Source organism: Nocardioides sp. 31GB23 (assembly GCF_040012395.1).
In the GTDB taxonomy this organism is placed as follows: domain Bacteria; phylum Actinomycetota; class Actinomycetes; order Propionibacteriales; family Nocardioidaceae; genus Nocardioides; species Nocardioides salarius.
Window position 1 is genome coordinate 1 of record NZ_JBDYKJ010000035.1, and the last position, 23,497, is coordinate 23,497.

At 73.8% G+C, this 23,497-nt stretch carries 22 protein-coding genes; 11 read left to right on the forward strand and 11 right to left on the reverse strand.

Annotated features, from left to right (window positions below):
• Window positions 1–122 precede the first annotated feature (122 nt).
• Window positions 123–1,865, forward strand: coding sequence for a phospholipid carrier-dependent glycosyltransferase (locus ABKW28_RS12560; RefSeq protein WP_348610004.1), 1,743 nt, complete (start codon window positions 123–125; stop codon window positions 1,863–1,865).
• On the opposite strand, the gene ABKW28_RS12565 is transcribed toward ABKW28_RS12560, so the two are convergent.
• Window positions 1,862–2,656: a hypothetical protein gene (locus tag ABKW28_RS12565; protein ID WP_193668560.1), complete on the reverse strand. Its 795-nt coding sequence runs from the start codon at window positions 2,654–2,656 to the stop codon at window positions 1,862–1,864. The genes ABKW28_RS12560 and ABKW28_RS12565 overlap by 4 nt on opposite strands.
• A gap of 141 nt (window positions 2,657–2,797) precedes the next feature.
• Here ABKW28_RS12565 and ABKW28_RS12570 point away from each other — a divergent pair, with 141 nt between their 5' ends.
• Window positions 2,798–3,847 (forward strand): hypothetical protein, encoded by a 1,050-nt coding sequence (locus ABKW28_RS12570; protein WP_348610007.1) that lies wholly within the window; start codon window positions 2,798–2,800, stop codon window positions 3,845–3,847.
• A gap of 28 nt (window positions 3,848–3,875) precedes the next feature.
• Here ABKW28_RS12570 and ABKW28_RS12575 read toward each other — a convergent pair whose 3' ends face one another.
• The 6 genes from ABKW28_RS12575 to ABKW28_RS12600 form a co-directional block, all read right to left on the reverse strand.
• Complete coding sequence (locus ABKW28_RS12575; protein WP_348610010.1) at window positions 3,876–4,739, reverse strand: FHA domain-containing protein; 864 nt, start codon at window positions 4,737–4,739, stop codon at window positions 3,876–3,878.
• Window positions 4,740–4,744: 5 nt separating this feature from the next.
• Entirely contained in the window at window positions 4,745–5,011 is a 267-nt protein-coding gene (locus ABKW28_RS12580; RefSeq protein WP_348610013.1) for a hypothetical protein, read from the reverse strand.
• A 180-nt stretch (window positions 5,012–5,191) separates the two neighbouring features.
• Window positions 5,192–7,333, reverse strand: a complete 2,142-nt coding sequence (locus ABKW28_RS12585; RefSeq protein WP_348610016.1) for a DEAD/DEAH box helicase — start codon at window positions 7,331–7,333, stop codon at window positions 5,192–5,194.
• A 317-nt stretch (window positions 7,334–7,650) separates the two neighbouring features.
• Window positions 7,651–8,493 (reverse strand): fumarylacetoacetate hydrolase family protein, encoded by an 843-nt coding sequence (locus ABKW28_RS12590; protein WP_348610024.1) that lies wholly within the window; start codon window positions 8,491–8,493, stop codon window positions 7,651–7,653.
• Window positions 8,490–9,371, reverse strand: coding sequence for an SDR family oxidoreductase (locus tag ABKW28_RS12595; RefSeq protein ID WP_348610027.1), 882 nt, complete (start codon window positions 9,369–9,371; stop codon window positions 8,490–8,492). The genes ABKW28_RS12590 and ABKW28_RS12595 overlap by 4 nt, the downstream gene beginning before the upstream one ends.
• A gap of 43 nt (window positions 9,372–9,414) precedes the next feature.
• The gene (locus ABKW28_RS12600) at window positions 9,415–10,173 is read right to left on the reverse strand and encodes an SDR family oxidoreductase (protein ID WP_193668567.1); all 759 of its coding nucleotides are present in this window, start codon (window positions 10,171–10,173) and stop codon (window positions 9,415–9,417) included.
• 87 nt (window positions 10,174–10,260) lie between these two features.
• On the opposite strand from ABKW28_RS12600, the gene ABKW28_RS12605 reads away from it, so the two are divergent.
• From ABKW28_RS12605 to ABKW28_RS12625, 5 genes are all read left to right on the forward strand, one after another.
• The gene (locus tag ABKW28_RS12605) at window positions 10,261–11,025 is read left to right on the forward strand and encodes an enoyl-CoA hydratase family protein (protein ID WP_193668568.1); all 765 of its coding nucleotides are present in this window, start codon (window positions 10,261–10,263) and stop codon (window positions 11,023–11,025) included.
• Entirely contained in the window at window positions 11,022–11,927 is a 906-nt protein-coding gene (locus ABKW28_RS12610; protein WP_348610030.1) for a CoA-transferase, read from the forward strand. Before ABKW28_RS12605 ends, ABKW28_RS12610 begins: the two co-directional genes overlap by 4 nt.
• Window positions 11,924–12,712, forward strand: coding sequence for a CoA-transferase (locus ABKW28_RS12615; protein ID WP_348610033.1), 789 nt, complete (start codon window positions 11,924–11,926; stop codon window positions 12,710–12,712). Before ABKW28_RS12610 ends, ABKW28_RS12615 begins: the two co-directional genes overlap by 4 nt.
• Window positions 12,709–13,776, forward strand: a complete 1,068-nt coding sequence (locus ABKW28_RS12620) for a nitronate monooxygenase (RefSeq protein WP_348610036.1) — start codon at window positions 12,709–12,711, stop codon at window positions 13,774–13,776. Before ABKW28_RS12615 ends, ABKW28_RS12620 begins: the two co-directional genes overlap by 4 nt.
• A gap of 211 nt (window positions 13,777–13,987) precedes the next feature.
• Window positions 13,988–14,647: a maleylpyruvate isomerase family mycothiol-dependent enzyme gene (locus ABKW28_RS12625; RefSeq protein ID WP_348610038.1), complete on the forward strand. Its 660-nt coding sequence runs from the start codon at window positions 13,988–13,990 to the stop codon at window positions 14,645–14,647.
• 85 nt (window positions 14,648–14,732) lie between these two features.
• Here ABKW28_RS12625 and ABKW28_RS12630 read toward each other — a convergent pair whose 3' ends face one another.
• From ABKW28_RS12630 to ABKW28_RS12645, 4 genes are read right to left on the reverse strand one after another with little or no spacing between them, the layout of a single operon-like run.
• Window positions 14,733–15,896, reverse strand: coding sequence for an acetyl-CoA C-acetyltransferase (locus ABKW28_RS12630; RefSeq protein WP_348610041.1), 1,164 nt, complete (start codon window positions 15,894–15,896; stop codon window positions 14,733–14,735).
• A 1-nt stretch (window position 15,897) separates the two neighbouring features.
• Window positions 15,898–16,515 (reverse strand): TetR/AcrR family transcriptional regulator, encoded by a 618-nt coding sequence (locus tag ABKW28_RS12635; protein ID WP_348610044.1) that lies wholly within the window; start codon window positions 16,513–16,515, stop codon window positions 15,898–15,900.
• A 12-nt stretch (window positions 16,516–16,527) separates the two neighbouring features.
• Window positions 16,528–17,331, reverse strand: a complete 804-nt coding sequence (locus ABKW28_RS12640) for an SDR family oxidoreductase (protein ID WP_348610047.1) — start codon at window positions 17,329–17,331, stop codon at window positions 16,528–16,530.
• Window positions 17,328–18,554 carry an acyl-CoA dehydrogenase family protein gene (locus tag ABKW28_RS12645; RefSeq protein ID WP_348610050.1) on the reverse strand — a complete coding sequence of 409 codons (1,227 nt, stop codon included), beginning with the start codon at window positions 18,552–18,554 and terminating at the stop codon, window positions 17,328–17,330. The genes ABKW28_RS12640 and ABKW28_RS12645 overlap by 4 nt, the downstream gene beginning before the upstream one ends.
• 69 nt (window positions 18,555–18,623) lie before the next feature.
• Between ABKW28_RS12645 and ABKW28_RS12650 the strand changes: the two genes are divergently transcribed.
• From ABKW28_RS12650 to ABKW28_RS12665, 4 genes are read left to right on the forward strand one after another with little or no spacing between them, the layout of a single operon-like run.
• Window positions 18,624–20,225, forward strand: coding sequence for a FadD3 family acyl-CoA ligase (locus ABKW28_RS12650; protein ID WP_348610053.1), 1,602 nt, complete (start codon window positions 18,624–18,626; stop codon window positions 20,223–20,225).
• Window positions 20,225–21,379 (forward strand): acyl-CoA dehydrogenase family protein, encoded by a 1,155-nt coding sequence (locus ABKW28_RS12655; protein ID WP_348610056.1) that lies wholly within the window; start codon window positions 20,225–20,227, stop codon window positions 21,377–21,379. Before ABKW28_RS12650 ends, ABKW28_RS12655 begins: the two co-directional genes overlap by 1 nt.
• On the forward strand, window positions 21,376–22,368 hold the full coding sequence (locus ABKW28_RS12660) for an acyl-CoA dehydrogenase family protein (RefSeq protein ID WP_348610059.1): 993 nt from the start codon (window positions 21,376–21,378) through the stop codon (window positions 22,366–22,368). The genes ABKW28_RS12655 and ABKW28_RS12660 overlap by 4 nt, the downstream gene beginning before the upstream one ends.
• On the forward strand, window positions 22,368–23,450 hold the full coding sequence (locus ABKW28_RS12665; RefSeq protein WP_348610062.1) for an acyl-CoA dehydrogenase family protein: 1,083 nt from the start codon (window positions 22,368–22,370) through the stop codon (window positions 23,448–23,450). Before ABKW28_RS12660 ends, ABKW28_RS12665 begins: the two co-directional genes overlap by 1 nt.
• Window positions 23,451–23,497: the final 47 nt, after the last annotated feature.

The following is a 23,497-nucleotide window of genomic DNA, read 5'->3' on the forward strand; positions in this document are numbered from 1 at the left end:
CGTGCGCGGGCTGTGGCAGGACGACCCGTCGATGATCGTGCACCCCGAGGTCGGCAAGTGGCTGATCGGACTCGGCGGGAGGTTTGGGCCGGGTCGACGGGGCGACCGTAGAGTTCGGCGTCGTGAGCACCGACGCCCCCGAGCAGGCCCTGACCGACGGGGACGAGCGGGTGCAGCTCTCGCGCACCGCCGACGGGCGGGCCGTCCCCTCGGCCCAGGCGCGAGCCGGCGCGCGCGGCCGGCTGCGGGTCGAGGACCCGTTCGTGGGCTGGAGCGCCGCCGTCGGGCTCGGCCTGGTCGCGCTGTTCCTGCGGCTGTGGCGCCTGGGCACGCCCTCGGAGTTCCAGTTCGACGAGACCTACTACGCCAAGGACGCGTGGTCGCTGGTCAACAACGGCTACGTGCGCGGCTACGTGGAGGGCGCCGACCAGCAGATCCTCGACGGCACCGTGCGCGGGCTGTGGCAGGACGACCCGTCGATGATCGTGCACCCCGAGGTCGGCAAGTGGCTGATCGGACTCGGCGAGCGGCTCGTCGGGATGGACCCCACCGGCTGGCGGGTCTCCTCGGCCGTCGTCGGGGCGCTGATGGTCGTGGTGATGGCGCGCCTGGGCCGCCGCCTGACCGGCTCGACCGGCCTCGGCCTGGTCGCCGGCCTGCTGCTGATGCTCGACGGGCTGCACTTCGTGCTCTCGCGCCTCGCCCTGCTCGACATCTTCCTGGCCTTCTTCGTGCTCTGCGCGGTGGCCTGCCTGGTCGCCGACCGCGACTGGTACCGCGCCCGGATGGCGCGGCTGCAGACCACCGCCGTGACCGACCCCGCCTCATGGGGCCCGGTGCGCGGCCTGCTGTGGCGTCCCTGGCTGCTGACCAGCGGCGTGTGCTGGGGCCTGGCCATCGGCACCAAGTGGACCGCGCTCTACCCGCTGGCGGCCTTCGGCGTGCTGGTCTGGCTCTGGAGCGCCGGCGCGCGCCGCTCCTTCGGCGTACGACGCCCGGTGCTGCGCTCGGTGCTGGCCGACGGGCTGCCGGCCTTCGGCCACCTGGTGCTCGTGGCGTTCGCCGTCTACGTGGCCACGTGGACCGGCTGGATGGTGCACGCCGGCGACTACGAGCGCTCGCTCTCCTCGACGCAGTACACCCAGTTCGCCGGCGAGGGCGAGTGCCAGGACGAGTCGTTCGTGGCCAGCGACCCCGACACCGGCGCGCGCTGGCCGACCGCCGACGAGGCCGACGCGTCGGGCCCAGGCGAGGTGGTGCAGTCGCTGCGCTCGCTGTGGGCCTACCACCAGGACGTCTACGTCTTCCACACCCACTTCCTCAGCTGCTCGACGCACACCTACCAGTCGGACCCGCTCGGCTGGCCGCTGCTCTCGCGACCGGTCGGGGTCGCCGCCGACACCGGCATCCAGCCCGGCACCCGCGGGTGCGAAGCGCCCGAGGGCAGCGACTGCCTGCGCCAGGTGCTGCTGCTGGGCACCCCCGTGCTGTGGTGGGGCTCGAGCCTGGCGCTGCTCGCGGCCGTCGCGCTGTGGGTCGGGGTGCGCGACTGGCGCTACGGCGTGCCGGTCGTCGGCGCGCTGTCGACCTGGCTGCCCTGGCTGCTCTACGCCGACCGGCCGATCTTCCTCTTCTACGCCGCCGCGATGCTGCCGTTCATGGTGCTGGCCACGACCCTGCTGATCGGCAGGATCGTCGGCCCCTCCCGCGAGCCCAGCACCCGCCGCACGGTCGGCGTGGTGGCGGCGGGCTCGTTCGTGGTGCTGGTGCTGCTCAACTTCGCGTGGTTCTGGCCGATCTGGACCAACGAGCTGCTCACCCACTCGCAGTGGCTCGACCGGATCTGGTTCAGCCGCTGGATCTAGCCCTTCGCCCCCTGCGCCGCGGCGCACTCGTTGGCGAAGCGCACCACGTCGTAGGCGCTGTAGTGCGACGGGTCGTCGTGGGGGCCCTGCACGGTGCGCACCGAGACGTCGGCACCGAAGCCCTGCAGCGCCGCCGAGAGCCGACCGGTGTTGGCGTCGTAGGGCACGTAGGGGTCGTAGGGGCTGGCCACGAAGCGGAAGGTGGTGCCCGTCTGCGCCAGCCTGTACGCCGTGTCGACGGGGTTGCGCTCGCGCGGGTAGGGCCCGCCGCCGTAGGCCTTGCGGATGAACCCGTCGGCGCCGGGCACGTTGCCCATCGTGGACATGTCGACGGCCGCCTTCACGCCGTACCAGCACGGCGGCGCCTCGGCGCCGTGCAGCAGCGCGTTGAGCGAGGTGGTGCCGCCCATCGACGTGCCGAGGTACATCGTCACCTCGGCGCCGCCCTGGCGCTCGGCCCACTCCCAGACCCGGTCGGCGTCGTCGGTGGAGGCGGGGTTGCCCCAGGCCTCGCGGTGGAACATCGAGGAGGCCACCACCCAGCCGTCGCGGCGCAGCGCGTCGAGCCAGGGGCCCTCCATCTTGTCGTTGACGTTGCCGCCCTGGCCGTGGAAGAAGACGACGACGCCCTTGGGGTCGTTGGTGGGCGGCAGGTTGACCCGCACCTTCTGACCGGCGAGGTTGTCCTCGACCTTCTCGGCCGGGTGCTCGCCGCTCGCACCGGTGGTGCCCAGCACCAGGCCCACCGCGAGCAGCGCCGCGAGCACGACCTGGGTCAGCCTCTTGACCACGTCTCCCCCTCCTGCGGCCCCCTCCGGGCCGTTCCCACCAGACAACGAGCACGCCCGCCGGGGGTGACGCCCCGGTGATCGTGTCGCAATCGTGACCGCTGGTCGACCTCGCTGCCACACCGGCCCACTAGACAGGGTGCCGTGCCCCGTCCCCCCCGCCGCGCGCTCGTCGGCGTCGCCCTCGTCGTGCTCCTGGGGCTGGGCGGGCTGGGGGCCTGCCGCGACGACGCGAGCGAGCCCGACGACGAGTCGGGGGCACCCTTCACGCTGCCGGTGGGCTCGCCGCGCTACGACCACCGGGCACCGGCCTGGGCGGTCGGGCCGACCCTGCACGTGGGCGAGGTGACGATGGAGCTCGACCCGGCCCCCACCGCGTTCGTGGTGACCCGCTGGGGCGTGCACTACCTGGCCGAGGGGTCGTTGTGGTGGAGCGACGGCGGCGCTGCCGAGCGGGTGGCGAGGGTGGGCACGGACGAGCTGAGCCTCTCGGCCGACGGGCGCCACCTCGGGCTGCTGGACGCCGCGCGCGGACGCCAGGACCAGTTCGGCACCCACCTGGCCGTGCCGGTGGTCCTCGATGCCCGCACCGGCGAGCAGGTGCTGCGCGAGCCGGCGCCGGTGGAGGAGCTCGGCGACCTCGCGGACCTCTACGAGGACGCCGAGACGGGCTTCCTCGGCTTCGCCGACGACGCGGCGTACGCCGCCGATCCGGTCGCCGGCGGCACCCTGCGGCTGCCGCTCGACGGCTCCGAGCCCGAGCTGGTGCGCCCCGAGCGGGCCCTGGCCCTGGCCGGCGAGCGCGGCACCCCGGTGCGGCTGCGCGAGACCGCCGACGGCCGGCTGCGGGTGGCCCGGCCGCGCGAGCAGTCCACCGCGCAGGGCTGGCTCTCACCCGGCAGTGACGCGGTCGTCGCGGCCGAGCGCACCACCGGGGTCTGGTACGACGCCGTCGACGGCACCGCGCACGAGGTCGAGACCGGCGACCGGTTCTTCTACATGGGCGGCTGGGTCGACGACCGCACGTTCTACGGCGCGGCCAGCGCGAGGGGCAGCGCGCTGGGGCCCTCGGGACGCACCGTGGTGGTCGCCTGCACCCTGGGCGAGCGCCGCTGCGAGTCGGTGGGCACCGAGTTCGCGCTGCCGGAGCGTCCCCAGCTGCTCTTCGGCACGGGGCGCCCGGCCGGGCAGTGACGGCCCGCCCCCATGCCTCCGGGGCGGCTCAGGCGCTGTCGCCCAACCCTGCGCGAGCCGGCGAGCGTGGCGGCTGCGGCACCTGGTGGCCCAGCTCGCCGCCGACGCGCCCGCCGTGCGGCCGGCCGTGGTCGGCGAACTCCTCACGGGAGTAGACGAGGTGGTGCTCGCCGAGGTCGAGGCGGCTCCCGGTGCGCAGCAGCACCGGCTCGGTGACCGGGGCGCCGTGCACGCGGCTGAGGCCGGCGACCGCGTGGACGCAGAACTCGTCGCGCTCGTCGTGCACGACGCGGGCGTGCACCGGCTCGAGGCCGGGGAGCACGATGTCGCACGACTCGTCGGAGCCGATCGTCTGCGTCTCCTCGAGCCAGAACACCGGCTGGCGCTCGCCGGCCCAGACCTGCTCGCGCACCAGCACCAGGCGGGGGCTGCCGCCGCCGGCGGGGTCGTGGGTGGTGCTGACGCGGCGCCGGGCCTGCGGGTGCATCGTGGGGAACGGGGGCCACAAGGTGGCGGGCGGGCTCAGCTCGAGGCCGGGCAGCACGGGGCCGCGACCGGCCGCGCGCGAGCGGGCCGAGGTCCAGGCGCCCTTGAGGCTGCCCAGCCGGATGTGGCGCGAGCGGGTCACCCGGCGCTGCCACCAGGGGGCCCGCACCGCACCGAGGGTGACCAGGTGCGTCTCGCCCCGCACGACCCGCAGCACGATGTCGCGCGCGGCCAGCTCGCCGGCGACGCGACGGATGAGCGGGGCGTCGCCGGCCCCGGCGAACGCGCCGGGGTCGTCGACGTCGAGGGTGAGCCGGCTGCCGGCGCCGGTGAGGTGGCCGTGCAGGTCGTCCCTGCCCTCACGACCCAGGCTGAAGTGCAGGTCGGCGGAGACCTGGGTGGCCACGGGTCCTACCGTCCTTCGGCGGGCGCCGTGGGCTCGCCGCGGTCGGTGGTGGTGATGGTCAGGCGTCCGTCGACCTTCCAGGTGGCGCGGGGGGCGCGGGCCCCGGTGTCGCGGGGGACCTCGACGGTGATGTCCTCGAACGCGTAGTGGATGGCCGCCTCGCGACCGGTCAGGAACGTCCACATCCGGCGGCCGAGGTCGGTCCAGTCGACCACCTCGTCGTTGCGCGAGCCGTCCACGGCCTGGGTGCTGGTGTCTGCTGTCGGCGCCATGTCTCCTCCTTCATAGTGAAACAACTTGTTGAGGTTTTCTCTCTAGAGTTGAACACAGCTTGGACGCCGGCACAAGGGGTCGGCGGGCAGGAACCCGTCGCAGGCGCGACGGACCCGCCGCCCCCGCCTCGACGGCGGGGTGCGGCGGGTCCGTGGACGGCCGGGGCGTGCAGCCCGAGGTCAGCGGGCCTGCTCGGCCTCCAGCGCCTCGGTCAGCAGCGCGACCAGCGCCTCGAGCTGGACGTCGGCCGACGAGCCGACCTCCTCGTCGGAGCCGTCGAGCGCCGTGGCGGCCAGGCCGGCCTTGGAGTCGATGAGCTCGGCGATCTTGGTGTCGAGGGTCTGCGCGGCGATCACGCGCCACGCGGTGACCGGCAGCTCCTGGCCGATGCGGTGGATGCGGTCGATCGCCTGGGTCTGCTCGGCGTCGGTCCACGACAGCTCGGCCAGCACCAGGTTGGAGGCCACCTGCAGGTTGAGCCCCACGCCCGCTGCCGAGAGCGAGCAGACCACCACGGCGACGTCGGGGTCCTCCTGGAAGGCCTTGATGGCGGCCTCCCGGGCCTTGGGGGTCTGGTCGCCGCGGATCGAGGTGTAGCGCAGCTCGCGGCGCGCGAAGGTCTCCTCGGCCACGTCCATCACGTCGACGTGCTTGGCGAAGAAGACGACCTTGCCGACGCTGCGTGCCAGCTGGGCGGCGTAGTCGGCGGCCAGGCCCGCCTTGGCCTGGCCGATGCGGCGCATCATCGAGAAGACGTTCTCGCCGTTCTTGGCGCCGGCGGTGTCCTCGCGCTCCCACGTCGCGACGCGGCGTACGAGCTCGTGGTCGATGCCGTCGACGGTCACGCCGGAGGTGCGGGTCTCGAGCGCGGAGTGGTAGCGCGCGACCAGGCGGCGGGCCAGCTCGCGCTCGGCGTCGCGGATCGAGCGGCCCAGGGCGTCGTCGAGCTCGACGGGCAGGTCGGCGACCCGGCGGGCCGGGATGTCGGCGGCCACGTCGACCTTGCGGCGGCGCACGATGCCCATGTCGATGACCTTGGCGCGGGCGGCCCCGTAGAAGGCCGGCTCGGCCGGGGTCAGCCCGGTCTCCTCGAGCGCGTCCATCAGCGTGCCGAGCGGCTTGCGGTCGTCGATCCAGCCCAGGAACTGCCAGATCGCGCGGAAGTCCTCGAGGTCGTTGATCAGCGGCGTGCCGGTCAGCGCCATCAGCAGCGGGTGGGCGGTGCGCGAGCGGATCCGCTCGGAGAGCTGCAGCACGTGCTGGCTGCGCTGCGAGGTCTTGTTCTTGATGAAGTGCGCCTCGTCGACGACCATCCCCTTGAAGCCGAGGTCGCCGAGCCAGCCGACGTGGCGGTCGAGCACCTCGTAGTTGACCACCACGATGTCGGCGAAGCCGTCGATGTCGCTGCCGTCGCCGTGGATCACGGTGACCGGGCGGTGGGGGGTCCACAGGCCGGCCTCGCGCGCCCAGTTGGTCTTGACGACGTTGGGCACCACGCACAGCAGCGGGTAGGCGTCGGCGGCCTGCGCGGCCAGCAGCGCCTGCGCCGTCTTGCCCAGGCCCGGCTCGTCGGCGAGCAGGAAGCTGCGGTGCCCGGCGGCGGCCGAGGCGACCAGCTGAGCCTGGTGGGGCATCAGCTGCATGCCGTCGGGGGCCCGGAAGGCCGACGGGTCGGGCAGCGGCATGCACGCCGGGGCACCGCCGCCGGCGTACTCGAAGGAGCGGAAGAGCGGGCCGAGGAGCTCCCAGCCGGCCAGGCGACCGGTGCGCGGCCGGGTGGCGTCGGCGACCCCGAAGTCGGGCACCAGGAAGGGGTTGGCCAGCTGGCGCGAGACCACCGACGGCGGCACGACGCGCCGGTCGACCGGGGCGTCGGCACCCGGCTCGGGGGTCGGGGCGGGCTTCTCGACCTCGACCTCGAGGCCGGCCGCGCGCTGCATCTCCGCCTTCAGCTCCCGCGCGGAGTGCGAGAAGTCGGCGTCCTCGGCGAGCAGCGCGAGCATGCTGGTCTCGCGCGTGGAGGTCTTGGCCAGGATCGTCGCGACCCCGTCGAGGCGCTTGAGCTGGGCGGCCTTCTGGCCCTCCGAGGTCTCCTCGTCGGCCTTGATCCGCGCCCGCTCCTCGCGCACGAGATGGGCCACCACCTGGAACTTGGTGCGCACCGAGGGTCGTACGGCGCCGCGCTGGACCGCGCCCTCGACCTCGCGCACGGCCTTGGCCAGCACGGGGATGATGCCCTCGTTGTCGAGATCGCGGGTACGCCGCTGCGCGCGGGGCGCCGTGCGGGCGCCGCCGGACCGGCGCTGGCCTCGTTGAGCCACAAGCTCCTCCTCTGGAGTGACACCGGTGCACTCGCGCGGCGGGGCTGCTCACCACCGTCCGCGGACCCGTGCACCCGGGCGTGCACCGCCTCGTGGAGCCTGCTGGCGCACACGAGGACGACGCGTCCAGCACGTCCCGACGGCGACGGCGGACCGATCGGCGGGACCGAGGAACCTCGGGTCCGGGGCCCGCGACGACGGGATCGGTGCTGGTCGTGCCCGGACACGCGTCCAGGCACGCATCCACCGTACCGCGCCGCCGCGCCTTGCGGCGCATCGCCGTGCGGTGCGTCACCTGTACAGGTGAGGCCGCCCGCTCAACCGGGGAAGTGGGCGGTGACGCTGCCGAGCCCGCTGATCTCGGCGACCACGGTGGAACCGGGGCCCACCGGCCGCATCGGCCCCAGGGCCCCGGAGAGCACCACCTGCCCGGCGCGCAGCGGCTCCCCGAAGAGACGCGCCTGGTGGGCCAGCCACGCCACCGCCCGCAGCGGGTCGCCCAGGCAGGCCGCGCCGGTGCCGGTGGAGACCTCGACGTCGTCGATGCGCATCGACATCGTCACGTCCACGGGCTCGACCTCGGCCAGGGTGCACCGGCGCGAGCCCAGCACGTAGAGGCCCGAGGAGGCGTTGTCGGCGACGGTGTCGGCGAAGGAGATGTCCCAGTCGCGGATCCGCGAGTCGACGATCTCGATCGCGGCCACGGCGTGGTCGACCGCGGCCCGGACCTGCGCGAGGTCGAGGGGGCCGTCGTCGAGGTCCTCCGCGAGCACGAACGCCACCTCGGCCTCGACCCTGGGCTGCAGGAGACGGCCGGCCGGCACGCGGGCGCCGTCCTCGAGGCCCATGTCGTCGAAGAGCACGCCGAAGTCGGGCTGGTCGACCCCCAGCTGGGTCTGCACCGCCTCGGAGGTGGCCCCGATCTTGCGGCCCACCACGCGGGCGCCCGCCGCGGCCCGGCTGGCGTTGAGGTGCCCCTGCACGAGGTAGGCCGCCGCCACGTCGGTGCGGCCGATCAGGTCGCGCACCGGCTCGCAGGGCGTGGTGGTGGCCAGCGCCCGCACCAGCCGCTCGCCGGCCGCGGCCACGGTCGCCGCGTCGGCCTGCGAGCGCGGGCGCTCGACCCGGCCCGCGGGCACGTCGTACGCGTCGGGGCTCATGCGCCGTAGACCTTCTCGGGCGCGGGCGCCTGGGCGAGCAGCGCGCGCAGCCGCTCCCCCACCTCGTCGGTCCGCCACCGTCGACCCAGGTCGTCGGCCGGGCCGTGGGTCCAGCCGTTCTCGACGGTGACCTTGCCACCCTCGATCTCGATGACACGACCGGTGACGTCGCCGGCATCCTCGGAGGCCAGCCACGCGACCACCGGCGAGTTGTCGCCCGGCTCGGGCATCGCGGAGGTGTCGAAGGCACCCTCGGTCATCCGGGTCCGGGCGACCGGCGCGATGGCGTTGACGGTGACGCCGTACCTGCCCATCTCGGCGGCCGCGACCAGGGTCATCCCGGCGATGCCGGCCTTGGCGGCGGAGTAGGTCGTCTGGCCGATCGAGCCCTGCAGGCCGGCGCCCGACGAGGTGTTGACGACCCGCGCGGCGCGCTGGCGGCCCTCCTTGGCCTCGGCACGCCAGTAGGCCCCCGCGTGGCGCAGCGGCGCGAAGTGGCCCTTGAGGTGCACCCGCACGACCGCGTCCCACTCCTCCTCGGAGGTGTTGACCAGCATCCGGTCGCGCACGAAGCCGGCGTTGTTGACCAGGACGTCGAGGCCGCCGAAGGTGTCGACGGCCTGGCGCACCATCGCCTCGGCCTGCGCGAAGTCGGCGACGTCGGCGCCGTTGGCGACCGCCCGGCCGCCGGCGGCCTCGATCTCGGCGACCACCTGGTCGGCCGGGCTCGCACCCTCGCCCTCGCCCGCCAGCGAGACCCCGAAGTCGTTGACGACCACCGCGGCGCCCTGGGCGGCGAGCTCGAGGGCGTGCGCGCGGCCGATGCCGCGGCCCGCTCCGGTCACGATGGCGACGCGGCCGTCGAGGATCTTGGTCACGGGTGCTCCTGGGGTCTGGGGGATCGGGCTGTTCGAGCGTGGGTCAGGTGTCGTGGGCGGCGCTGAGGAACACCGGCGGCTCGCCGCCGCCGTGGCAGGCCACGCTGGCGCCGCTGACGTAGGAGGCCAGGTCGGAGCCGAGGAACAGCGCGACCGAGGCGACCTCGTCAGGCCGGGCCATCCGGCCCAGCGGGATGGTGGCCTCGATGGCCGCCACCTGGGCGTCGCCGCCGTAGTGGTCGCCGGTCAGCTCGGTGCGGCACAGCCCGACGTTGATGCTGTTGAGCCGCACCCTGGGCGCCCACTCGATGGCCAGCGACGCGGTGAGCGAGTCGAGGGCGGCCTTCGCGGCGCCGTAGACGGCCGAGCCGGGCGAGGGCCGCAGCGCGCTGATCGAGGAGATGTTGACGATCGCGCCGCCGTGGTCCTGGCCCTGCATCACCGCGTTGGCGGCCTGCGCGACGAGCAGCGGCCCCGAGAAGTTGAGGTCCAGCACCTTGGCGTGGAAGCGCGGAGAGGCGTCGGCGGCCAGGGCGTACGGCGCCCCGCCGGCGTTGTTGACCGCCACGTCGAGGCGGCCCTCGGTGGCCGCGACGTCGTCGACCATCGCGGCGACCGCGTCGGGGTCGCGCACGTCGCAGGTGACGTGGCGGGTGCCGGTCAGCGGCTCGGCCCCGGAGCGGGCGCAGGTGACCACCCGGGCGCCGGCGGCGACGTACGCCGCGGCGATGGCGCGACCGATGCCGCGGCTGCCGCCGGTGACCAGGACGACCCGGTCGCTCAGGTCGACGGTGACGCTCATGGGGAGTCCTTCGGTCAGGGACGGGGCGGACCAAGCAAGTGTTAGGGTACCAAGCAAATGCTAGGTCGTCTGCAGGAGAGGCACTCCATGGGCACCACCTCCGAGCTCCGTGACGACGGCGTCCGCGTCGTCACGATGGAGCACCCACCGGTCAACGCACTGACGGTGCAGGGCTGGTACGACGTCGCCGCGGCCCTCGACGAAGCGAGCCGCGACATGGACACGCACGTGGTGGTGCTGCGCGCCGAGGGCCGCGGCTTCAACGCCGGCGTCGACATCAAGGAGATGCAGCACACCACCGGGTTCGACGCGCTCATCGGCGCCAACAAGGGCTGCTACGCGGCCTTCAAGGCCGTCTACGAGTGCGCGGTGCCGGTCGTGGCGGCCGTCCACGGCCACTGCCTCGGTGGCGGGGTCGGCCTGGTCGGCAACGCCGACTGCATCGTGGCCAGCGAGGACGCCTACTTCGGCGTCCCCGAGGTCGACCAGGGGGCGCTCGGCGCCGCGACCCACATGGCGCGGCTCGTGCCGCAGCACCTGATGCGCACCCTCTACTTCACCGCCCGCACCATCAAGGCCGCCGACCTCGTGCAGTTCGGCTCGGTCCTCGAGGTCGTGCCGCGCGACGAGCTCGACGAGGCCGCTCTCGCCGTGGCCGGTGAGATCGCGGCGAAGGACACCCGGGTCGTCCGGGCTGCCAAGGAGGCCCTCAACGGCATCGACCCCGTCGACGTCAACAAGAGCTACCGGTTCGAGCAGGGCTTCACGATGGAGCTCAACCTCGCCGGGGTGGCCGACGAGCTCCGCGACGGGTTCGCGGGCACCGACAAGGCAGGGAGGGCGCGCCGGTGAGCCCGCACCGCAGAGAGCCCCGCGACAAGCGGATGAGCATCGACGAGGTGGTCGCCCAGCTGCGCGACGGCATGACCATCGGCATCGGCGGCTGGGGGCCGCGGCGCAAGCCGATGGCCCTGGTCCGCGCGATCCTGCGCTCGGACCTCACAGACCTCACGATCGTCAGCTACGGCGGCGCCGACGTCGGCCTGCTGCTGCGCGCCGGCAAGGTGCGCAGGCTGGTCTACGCGTTCGTCTCCCTCGACACCGTGCCGCTCGAGCCCAGCTTCCAGCGCGCCCGCCAGGGCAAGGAGATCGCGGAGGTCGTCGAGCTCGACGAGGGCATGTTCCAGACCGGGCTGCGCGCCGCCGCGCAACGGCTGCCGTTCCTGCCGATGCGCGCCGGGCTCGGCTCCGACGTGCTGGTCAACAACCCCGACATCCGCACCGTCACCAGCCCGTACGCCGACGCCGACGGCGTGCGCGAGGACCTGGTGGCCGTCCCTGCGCTGCACCTCGACGTCGCCCTGGTCCACCTCAACCGGGCCGACAAGCACGGCAACGCGACGTACCTGGGGCCCGACCCGTACTTCGACGACCTGTTCTGCCTGGCCGCCGACCGGGCGTACGTGTCGGTCGAGCAGGTCATCGACACCGCCGGCCTGACCGTCGACACCCCGGTCCAGCGGCTGCTGCTGAGCCGGATGATGGTCAGCGGCGTCGTCGAGACGCCGAACGGCGCCCACTTCACCACGTGCACCCCCGACTACGAGCGGGACGAGAGGTTCCAGAAGGCGTACGTCGCCGCGGCGTCCGGCTCCGACGAGGAGTGGGCCGCCTTCGAGCAGCGCTTCCTCGCCGGTGACGAGGACGCCTACCAGGCCGCCGTGCGGGCCTTCGCCCAGGAGGAGCAGAAGTGAGCGAGTCTTCTCGCGCCGAGGTCTGCGCCGCAGCCATCGCCGATGCGTTCCGTGACGACGGCGAGATCTTCGCAAGTCCCATGGGCATGCTGCCGATGCTCGGGGTCCGGCTGGCCAAGCTGACCTCGAACCCGGACCTGGTCATCTCCGACGGCGAGTCGCTGTTCCTGGCCGGCGTGCCCCCGCTGTTCGCCAAGGGCGACGTGGTCGAGGGCTGGATCCCCTTCCCGAAGGTCTTCGACGTGGTCGCCCACGGCACGCGGCACGTGATGATGGGCGCCACCCAGGTCGACCGGCACGGCAACCAGAACATCTCGGCCATCGGCGACTTCGCGCAGCCGACGCGCCAGCTCCTCGGCGTGCGCGGCGCGCCGGGCAACACGGTGAACAACCGCACGTCGTACTGGGTGCCCAAGCACTCTTCGCGGGTCTTCGTCGAGCAGGTCGACATCGTCTCCGGCGTGGGGCCCAGGAACGCGAAGGCGGCAGGCGCCGGGGCGTCGAAGTACAACGACGTCCACCGCATCGTCACCAACCTCGCGGTCCTCGACGTCAAGGGCGCCGGCGACACGGTGCGGCTGCTGTCGGTGCACCCGGGCGTCACGGTCGACGAGGTGCGCGAGGCCACGGGCTTCGCGCTCGAGCTCGACGCCGATGCCGACGCCGCCGTGCCCGAGACCCGCTCCCCCACGCCCGAGGAGCTCACCCTGATCCGCGAGGTGCTCGACCCCAGGACGCTGCGCGACCGCGAGGTCAAGCCGGTCTCCCCGGTGGAGGCGTCGTGATCGAGCAGCAGCTGCGCACCCCGCTCACCGACCTAGTCGGCGTACGCCACCCCGTCGTGCAGACCGGCATGGGCTGGGTCGCGGGTCCGCGGCTGGTCAGCGGCACCGCCAACGCCGGCGGCCTGGGCATCCTGGCCAGCGCGACGATGACCTACGAGGAGCTCGAGAAGGCGGTCGTCGAGGTCAAGGGCCGCACCGACCAGCCCTTCGGAGTCAACCTGCGCGCCGACGCGGGCGACGCCGCCGACCGCTGCGACCTGCTGATCCAGCACGGCGTCAAGGTGGCCTCCTTCGCGCTGGCGCCCAAGCAGGACCTGATCAAGAAGCTCAAGGACCACGGCATCGTGGTGATGCCGTCGGTCGGGCTGCCCCGCCACGCCGAGAAGGTGGCCTCGTGGGGCGCCGACGCGGTGATGATCCAGGGCGGCGAGGGCGGCGGGCACACCGGCTCGGTCCCGACCACCCTGCTGCTGCCCACCGTGCTCGACGCGGTCGACATCCCCGTCGTCGCGGCCGGCGGCTTCTTCGACGGCCGCGGTCTCGCGGCCGCACTGTCGTACGGCGCGGCCGGCATCGGGATGGGCACCCGCTTCCTGCTCACCGCCGACAGCGCGGTGCCGCAGGCGGTCAAGGAGCTCTACCTCTCCCACGACGTCAACGGCACCGTGGTGACCGCCAAGGTCGACGGGATGCCGCACCGGATGCTGCGCACCCCGCTGGTGGAGGAGATCGAGGAGACCAGCGCCGTCAAGCGCCTGGCCCCCACGGTGCGCCGCACGCTGGAGTTCAAGCGCAGCAGCGGCATGTCGTGGCTCGACCTGGCCAAGGACGGGCGGGCCATGAAGAGGACGCAGGGCCGCACGCTGGCCCAGATGACCCTGGCCGCCAACACCCCGACGATGCTCAAGGCCGGCCTCGTCGACGGCGACACGACCGCGGGCGTGCTCGCCTCCGGCCAGGTCGTCGGCGTCCTCGACGACCTGCCGACCTGCGAGGAGCTGATCAACCGCGTCGTCACCGAGGCCGCGGCCTGCCTGCGCCGCACCGCCGCCCACCTCACTTGACCCGGCCCAGATCTCACCCTGACCCGGCCTGGATCTCGCGCTGACCCGGCCCGAACTTCGCCTCGAGCCGGCCCGGATCGTCGGGTAGCTCGGTGTCCCTCGACCCACGGCGGCTCGGCGTGGTCCGGGTCCGTGTGCGCGATCTCTTGCACGGCCCGCGGAGGCAGGCGCACCCTGTGGAGGGAGTCTCCGACCGGCGCAGGAGGCAGCCGTGGACCGCACCCGATCCCGCCAGGAGCTGGACCCCGACGAGCGCTGGGCGGAGATCGCCGCCGCCCGCCACGCCCTGGCCGCGATGCTGGCCGACCTCACTCGCGACGAGTGGGAGCACGCGTCACTGTGCAGCGAGTGGCGGGTCAAGGACGTGGCCGCGCACGTAGCCATGACGCCGGCCGGCGAGCCGACCACCTGGGAGATGGTGACCGGGCTGATCCGGGCGCGCGGCGACCTGTGGGGCTTCGGGAGGGACGTCGCCATCGCCTGGGCGCAACGCCCCACCGCCGAGATCGTCCGGACGCTGCGCACGGGCGCGACGTCACGGTCCGTTCCGCTCGGGACGAACGCGGCGAACCTGCTGCTCGACGTGCTGGTGCACACGCAGGACATCGCGGTACCCCTGGGGCGGGTCCACCCGGTGCCTCCCCGGGCCGGGCTCGTCTCCCTGCGCCGGGCGTGGCGGATGGGGTGGCCCTTCCATGCCCGCAAGCGGCTGACCGGGATCTCGCTGGTCGCCAGCGACGCAGACGTGGTGCTCGGCTCGGGTCCCCCGGTCGAGGCCCCATTGGGCTCGCTGCTGCTGCTCACGACCGCGCGCGACCCGGCCTCGGTGCCCTCTCTCACCGGCCCCGGTGTGGCCCTGCTGCACCGCTGACTCAGCGGTGGATCTGGGCCGGCTGGGCGCGAGATCTGGGACGGGTCAGCGGGGGATGTGGGACGGGTCGGCGCTGCCGCCTGGGTCAGAGGCGCTCGATGATGGTGACGTTGGCCTGGCCGCCGCCCTCGCACATCGTCTGCAGGGCGTAGCGGCCGCCGGTGCGCTCGAGCTCGCCGAGCATGGTGGTCATCAGGCGGGCGCCGGTGGCGCCGATGGGGTGGCCCAGGGCGATGCCGCCGCCGTTGACGTTGACCTTGTCGTGCGGGGCGCCGGTCTCCTTCATCCAGGCCAGCACCACCGAGGCGAAGGCCTCGTTGCACTCGAAGAGGTCGATGTCGTCGATCGAGAGGCCGGTCTTGGCCAGCGCGTGCTCGGTGGCCCGGATCGGGCCGGTGAGCATCCACACCGGGTCGTCGCCGCGCACCGACAGGTGGTGCACCCGCGCTCGGGGGGTCAGCGAGTGCTCGGCCACGGCGGCCTCGGAGGCCAGCAGCAGCGCCGCCGAGCCGTCGCAGATCTGCGAGGCCACCGCCGCGGTGATCCGCCCGCCCGGGGCCAGCGGCTCGAGGCCGGCCATCTTCTCCAGCGAGGTCTCGCGGGGGCACTGGTCGGTGTCGACGACGGTGCCGTCGGGCAGCGTCACGGGCTCGATCTCGTCGGTGAACCGGCCCTCCGCGATCGCGGTGCGCGCCCGCTCGTGGGAGGCCAGCGCGAAGCGCTCCATCTCCTCGCGGCTGATGTCCCACCTCTCCGCGATCATCTCGGCCGAGCGGAACTGGCTGACCTCCTGGTCGCCGTACCGCGCCTGCCAGCCGGGGCTCTCGGCGAAGGGGGTGGAGAAGCCGTGGGGCTGGCCGGCCAGCATGGCCGCCGAGATCGGGATCGCCGACATGTTCTGCACCCCGCCGGCGACCACCAGGTCCTGGGTGCCCGACATGACGCCCTGCGCGGCGAAGTGCACGGCCTGCTGCGAGGAGCCGCACTGGCGGTCGATGGTCACGCCCGGCACGTGGTCGGGCAGGCCCGCCACCAGCCACGCGGTGCGCGCGACGTCGCCGGCCTGCGAGCCGATGGTGTCGCAGCAGCCGAGGACCACGTCGTCGACGGCACCCGCGTCGATGCCCGTACGCCGCACCAGCGCGGCCAGCGAGTGGGCGGCCAGGTCGGCGGAGTGCACGCCGGCCAGGGCTCCCCCGCGCCTGCCGACCGGGGTGCGGACGGCGTCGATGATGTAGGACTCGGGCACGTCAGGGCCTTTCGGTGGAGATCCCGTCGAGCAGGATCGTGAGGTACTGGTCGGCGATCTCGACGTGGCTGTGCTTCCCGCCGGGGCGGTACCACTTCACCGCCACCCAGACCGTGTCGCGGATGAACCGGTAGGTGAGCTCGATGTCGAGGTCGTCGCGCAGCGCCCCGCTCTCGACGCCCTCGGTGAGCAGCGCGACCCACACTCCGCGCGACTGGGCGTTGCGCTCGGCGAGGTAGCCGAAGCGCTCGAAGCCGCCGAGGTAGCCGGCGTCGTTCTGGAAGATCGCCACCTCGTGCGGGTGCTGGTCGATCGCCTCGAACGACAGCCGCACCGCCCGGTCGATCTTGGTGCGCGCGTCGTCGTCGCTGGCCAGCACGGCGTCGTACGCCGCGAAGAGCTCCTCCTGGAAGGTCGAGAGGATCTCGTCGACCATCGACTCCTTGGAGTCGAAGTGGTGGTAGAGGCTGCCGGAGAGGATGCCGGAGGCCTCGGCGATGTCGCGCACCGTGGTGTTCTTGAAGCCCCGCTCGGCGAAGAGCCCGGCCGCGATGCCCAGCAGCTCGGTACGACGGGTGGGCGCGGTGGGTGCGGTGCTCACGGGCGGCTCGGTGCTCATGGACCCAGTCTCCTAGGCCTGCTGGCTGCTGACGGCGACGACCTCGCCGGTCATGTAGGAGGCGTAGTCGCTGGCCAGGAAGACCATCACGTTGGCGACCTCCCACGGCTCGGCGGCGCGACCGAAGGCCTCGCGCTGCTTGAGCTCGTGGAGCAGCTCGTCGGAGGTGACCTTGGCCAGGAACGGGTGCATCGCCAGGCTCGGCGAGACGGCGTTGACGCGGATGCCGTGCGGGGCCAGGTCGATCGCGGAGCAGCGGGTCAGCGCCATCACCCCGGCCTTGGCGGCGGCGTAGTGGGCCTGGCCCTCCTGGGCGCGCCAGCCGATCACCGAGGCGTTGTTGACGATGACGCCCCTCGTGCCGGCGGCGGCCATCCGCTGCCCCGCGGCCCGCACGCAGCGGAAGGTGCCGGTCAGGGTGATGTCGAGGACCCGGCTCCACTGCTCGTCGGTCATCTCGAGCACCGACGCGGTGCCGCCGAGCCCGGCGTTGTTGATCATCACGTCGACGCCGCCGAGCTCGTCGGCGACGTCGAGCAGCGCGGCGACCTGGGCCTCGTCGGTGACGTCGCAGACCTGCTGGCGCACCCGGTCGGCGCCGAAATCGGCGGCCAGCGCCTCCTCGGCCTCCGCCAGCCGCCGCGCGTGGGTGTCGCTGAAGACGACGGCCCGCGCGCCCTCCTCGAGGACGCGACGCACGACCGCGGCGCCGATGCCGGCGCCCGCCGCGGCGGTGACCACGACGACCTTGCCGGCCAGCAGGTCGTGGCCCGGCACGTAGTCGGGGACGGGCTGCTCGGGGCGTTCGGCGGTCATCGGGCTCCCTGCGTCGAGGTGGTCGGGCTCGTGGGTCGGGGTTCGCGGGGCAGGCCGAGCACGCGCTCGGCGAGGATGGTGCGTTGCACCTCGTCGCTGCCGCCGTAGATCGTGTCGGCGCGGCTGAAGAGGAAGAGCCGCTGGTGCGGGTCGAGGTCGTACGTCGCTCCGCGCGCGGTCAGCCCGTCGGCGCCCGCGACCTGCATCGCGAGCTCGCCGAGCCGGCGGTGCCAGCCGCCCCAGACCAGCTTGGCGATCGAGGCGGCACCGCCGGCGGCGGCGGAGTCGGAGCCGGCGGTGACCGCGGAGAGACCGCGCAGCGCGTTGACCCGCATCACCTCGAGCTCGACGGTGGCGCGGGCGATCCGGTCGCGCAGCACCGGGTCGTCGTAGGAGCCGTTGGCGCGGGCCCGCTCGACGACGGTCTCGAGCTCGCGGGCGAAGCCGACCTGCTGGCCGAGCGTGGAGACGCCCCGCTCGAACCCGAGCAGGCCCATCGCCACGCCCCAGCCCTGGCCTGGCTCGCCGACCACCATGCTCGCGTCGGTGCGGGCCCCGGTGAAGAAGACCTCGTTGAACTCCGACCCGCCGGTGATCTGCTCGATCGGACGCACCTCGACGCCCTCCTGGTCGAGCGGCACCATCAGGAAGGAGAGACCCTGGTGGCGCTGCGAGCCCGGCTCGGTGCGCGCGATGACGAAGCACCACTGCGACAGGTGTGCCAGCGACGTCCAGACCTTCTGCCCGTCGACGACCCACTCGTCGCCCTCGAGGCGGGCCCTGGTCTGCACGGCCGCGAGGTCGGAGCCGGCGCCGGGCTCTGAGTAGCCCTGGCACCACAGCTCGGTGGCTGCGACGATCGGCGGCAGGAAGCGCTGCTGCTGCTCGGGGGTGCCGAAGGCGATCAGGGTGGGGCCGAGCAGCTCCTCGCCGAGGTGGTTGACGCGGGCGGGGGCGTCGGCGCGGGCGTACTCCTCGTGGAAGATCACCTGCTCCATCAGGCTCAGGCCCCGGCCACCGTGCTCGACCGGCCAGCCCAGCGCGGTCCAGCCGTGGGCGGCGAGGTGCTGGTTCCAGGCCAGCCGCTCGTCGTGCGCCTCGTGGTCGCGGCCGGGTCCACCGAGGCCGCGCAGCGCGGCGAAGTCGCCGGTGAGGTGGTCGCCGAGCCACGCCCGCACCTCGGCACGGAAGGACTGCTCCGCGGCGGAGTAGGTCAGGTCCATGGTGTTCCTCTCGACGACCAGGCGCTACGGTAGCCTACCAAGCACTTGTTTGGTCGAGAGGAGCACGTGGTGACGACACCAGGGACGGTGCCGGCGGCGCTGCGCGCGGCGGCCACGACGTACGCCGACCGGGTCGCGCTGGTCGACGGGTCGACCACGCTGCGCTTCACCCAGCTCCACGACGCCGTGCGCGCCACCGCACGTGGCTACCTGGCCCTGGGCCTCGAGCCCGGCGACACGGTCTGCGTGTGGGCGCCCAACTCCTGGGAGTGGGTCGTGGCCGGGCTCGCCGTCTCGTACGCCGGCGGCGTGCTGGTGCCGGTCAACACCCGCTACAAGGGCGACGAGGTCGCCGACGTCGTCGAGCGCTCCCGCGCCCGGCTGTGCGTGGTGGCCGACGGGTTCCTGGGCCGCAGCCAGGTCGACGAGCTGCGCGCGGCCGCGGCGGCCCGGGGCACCGAGGGCGACGCCCTGCCCGGGCTCGACCGGGTCGCCGTCGTGACCATCGGCGCCACCACGGCGGACGGCACGACCGCGTTCGCCTCGCTGGGCGACCTCGGCGCCGCGGTCGAGGACATCGACGCGGTCGCCGCCGCCGTGCGCCCCGACGACATCGCCGACATCCTCTTCACCTCCGGCACCACAGGTCGCTCCAAGGGCGTGCTGAGCACCCACGAGCAGACGCTGGCAGCGGCACGCGTGTGGACGCGCACCTGCCGGGTGACCGAGGCCGACCGCTACCTGGTCATCAGCCCGTTCTTCCACTCCTACGGCTACAAGGTCGGCATCGTGGCGAGCCTGGTCAGCGGTTGCGCGCTGCACCCGATGGCCGCCTTCGACGCCGAGGAGGCGCTGGCGATGATCGAGCGCGACCGGCTCACGATCGTGCCCGGCGCCCCCACGATCTTCCACTCGCTGCTGGAGTCGCCGGCCTTCGCGACCACCGACACCTCGTCGCTGCGCCTGGCCAACACGGGCTCGGCCAGCATCCCCCCGCGCCTGGTCGAGCGGATGCTCGGCGAGCTCTCCTTCGAGCTGGTGATCACCGCCTTCGGCATGACCGAGTGCGTGGTCGCCACGATGGCCCGCCCCGGCGACCCCGACGAGGTCGTCACCACCACCAACGGCCGCGCCGTCGAGGGCCTCGAGATGCGGGTGGTCGACCCGGCCACCGGCGAGGTCTGCGAGGCGGGCACCGCCGGCGAGATCCAGCTGCGGGGGCCGATGGTGATGCAGGGCTACCTCGACGACCCGGTCGCCACGGCCGAGGCGATCGACCCCGACGGCTGGCTGCACACCGGCGACGTCGGCACCGTCGACGCCGACGGCAACATGCGCATCACCGACCGGCTCAAGGACATGTACGTCTGCGGCGGCTTCAACGTCTACCCCGCCGAGGTCGAGGCCGCCCTGGCCCGCCTCGACGGCGTGGTCGAGGCCGCCGTGGTCGGGGTCCCCGACGAGCGGATGGGCGAGGTCGGCGCCGCCTTCGTCGTACGCCGCGCCGGCAGCGACCTCACCGGCGAGCAGGTGGTCGCGTTCCTGCGCGAGCGGATCGCCAACTTCAAGGTGCCGCGCCACGTCGAGCTGGTCCCCGAGCTGCCCCGCAACGCCGCCCACAAGGTGCTCAAGCCCGAACTGCGGGCGCGCGCGACCACGAAGGACGCCTGATGGACCTCACCCTCGGCCCCGACGAGCTGGCCTTCCAGGCCGAGGCGCGGGCGTGGTTGACCGCCAACGTGCCCACCACCCCGCTGCCCTCGATGGACACCGAGGCCGGCTTCCGCGCCCACCAGGAGTGGGAGGCATGCCTCGCCGAGGCCCGCTGGTCGGTCGTCTCGTGGCCCGAGGAGCTCGGTGGCCGTGGTGCCTCGCTGGTCGAGTGGGTGGTCTTCGAGGAGGAGTACTACCGCGCCGGCGCGCCCGGCCGGGTCTCCCAGAACGGGATCTTCCTGCTCGCGCCGATCATCTTCGACCACGGCACCCCCGAGCAGCAGCAGCGCTTCCTGCCCTCGATGGCCAGCGGCGAGAAGGTCTGGGCGCAGGCGTGGTCGGAGCCCGAGGCCGGCTCCGACCTGGCGTCGCTGACGTCGACCGCCCGCCGCGACGAGAGCCGGGGCGGGTGGGTCCTCAACGGCCAGAAGACCTGGTCCTCGCGCGCGGCGTACGCCGACTGGGGCTTCGGGCTCTTCCGCTCCGACCCGCAGGCGCAGCGGCACGCGGGGCTGACCTACTTCCTCTTCCCGCTCGACGCCGAGGGCGTCACGGTGCGCCCGATCGCCCAGCTCGACGGCGAGCCGGGCTTCGCGGAGATCTTCTTCTCCGACGTCTTCGTCCCCGACGCCGACGTGCTGGGCGCGCCGGGCGACGGGTGGCGGGTCGCGATGAGCACCGCCGGCAACGAGCGCGGCCTCTCGCTGCGCTCCCCCGGCCGCTTCTGCGCCGCGGCCGACCGGCTGGTCGACCTGTGGCGCGAGCACGGCGAGGCCGTGCCCTCGGCCGGGCACGGCGTGGTCGACGCCTGGGTCCGGGCCCAGGCCTACCGGCTCTACACCTGGGGCACCGTCACCCGCCTCGCCGGCGGCGGCGAGATGGGCGCCGCCGGGTCGGTGAACAAGGTCTTCTGGTCCGAGCTCGACATCGCCCTGCACGAGACGGCGCTCGACCTGCTCGGCCCCGGCTCCGAGGTCGACTCCCGGTGGCTGGACGGCTACCTCTTCTCGCTGTCCGGGCCGATCTACGCCGGCACCAACGAGATCCAGCGCAACATCGTCGCCGAGCGCATCCTCGGCCTGCCGCGCGAGCCGAAGGGAGCAGGTCGATGAGGTTCGTCCCCACCTCCGAGCAGGAGGACTTCACCGCCTCGCTCGACCGGCTGCTGGCCGGGGCCGACAGCGTCGGCGCCGCTCGCTCGTGGGCCGCGGGCGACCACGTCCCCGGGCTGGCGCTCTGGCGCCGCCTGGCCGAGCAGGGCGTGCACGCGCTGCTGGTGCCCGAGGAGCACGGCGGCATGGGCGCGACGCCCGTCGAGCTGGTGCTGGCCCTCGAGCTGGTCGGCCGCCACGCCGCCCCCGGCCCCTGGGTCGAGTCGGTCGCCTTCCTGCCCGTGGCGCTGGGCTCCGGCCCCGTCGTCGAGGCCCTCGCCGAGGGTGACGTCGGCACCGTCGCCCTCGCCCCGCACGTGCCCTACGCGCTCGACGCCGACCTCGCCGAGCACCGGTACGTCGTGGTCGACGGCGCGCTGCAGGGCGCGGAGGTCGGCGAGGAGCACACCTCGGTCGACGCGACCCGCCGGCTCTTCTCGGTCACGCCCACCGGCGCCGGGCAGAGCAGCGCGCAGGGCACCGGCGACCTGGACCGGGCCTTCGACACCGCCGTGCTCGCCTGCGCCGCGCAGCTGCTCGGCGCCGGCGAGCGGCTGCTCGACGACGCCGTGGCCTACGTCAAGCAGCGTCGTCAGTTCGGTCGGGAGATCGGGTCCTACCAGGCGATCAAGCACCAGCTGGCCGACGTGCGGATCGCGCTCGACTTCGCCCGCCCGCTCGTCCACGGGGCGGCCCTGGGCGACCCGGCGACCATCGGCCGCGACGTCTCGGCCGCCAAGCTCGCCGCCGCCGACGCGGCGTACCTCGCGGCGCGGGTGGCGCTGCAGGTGCACGGCGCGGTCGGCTACACCCTCGAGCTCGACCTGAGCCTGTGGATCACCAAGGTCCGCGCGCTGGTCGCCGCGTGGGGCACCACGGCGTACCACCGCGACCGGGTGCTCGCCGCCCTGGTGGCCGAGCGGGAGCAGCGGACGGAGGTGGCGGGCTGATGGAGCTGGCGCTGAGCGAGGAGCAGGTCGAGCTGGCCTCCACCCTGCGCGCGCTGCTGGCCAAGCGGGCCGGCAGCGCGGCCGTCCGGGCCGCCGCCGACTCCGACGAGGGCTTCGACCGGGCGCTGTGGGAGCTGCTGTGCGAGCAGGTCGGGGTCGCCGCGCTGGCGGTGCCCGAGGAGCACGACGGCGCGGGCTTCTCGGCGTTCGAGACGTGCGTGGTGCTCGAGGAGCTGGGCCGCTCGCTGGCCCCGTCACCGCTGCTGGCCACGCTGGTGGCCTCCGAGACGCTGCTGGCCAGCGGGTCCGCCGACGCCTGCGCCCGGCTGCTGCCGCGCGTCGCCGCGGGCGAGGTCGCCAGCCTGGCCTGGGCGGGGCTGACCGGGCCGGGCCGCACCGAGCCGGTGCGCGTCGACGGCTCCCGGCTCAGCGGCACGGTCGGGCCGGTGCTCCTCGGCGACGTCGCGGAGGTGCTCCTGGTCGCGGCCCGCACCGCCGACGGGCCGGACTCGATCGGGCTCTTCGAGGTCGACCCCGACGCGCCCGGCCTGACCCGCACCCGCACACCCGCCATGGACACCACCCTGCGCCTGGCCACCCTCGAGCTCGACGGCGTCGAGGCCGTGCCGGTGGTCGCCGACGCCCGCGCCGCGCTCGCCCGGGCCCACCTGGTCGGCACCGCCTCGGTCGCGGCACTGCAGGTCGGCGGCGCCCAGCGCGGGCTCGACATGACGGTGGCCTACGCGAAGGAGCGGGTGCAGTTCGGCCGCCCGATCGGCTCCTTCCAGGCCCTCAAGCACCGGATGGCCGACATGTTGGTGCTCGTCGAGACCGCCCGCTCGATCGCCTGGGCGGCGGCGTACGCCGTCTCCGTCGGCAGCGACGACGCCGCACGCCTGGCGGCCAGCGCGGGGTCGTGGTGCTCCGACGCGCTGGAGCAGGTGGCGGCCGAGACCGTGCAGATGCACGGCGGCATCGCGATCACCTGGGAGCACGACGCCCAGCTGGTCTTCAAGCGCGCCCACGCGCTGGGCCAGCTCTTCGGCCAGGCCCACGAGCACCGCCGCACCCTCCTGGGCTGAGCGCGCCGCGCCGGGAGTTTCATCGGGCGCCCGATGAACCTCGCGGC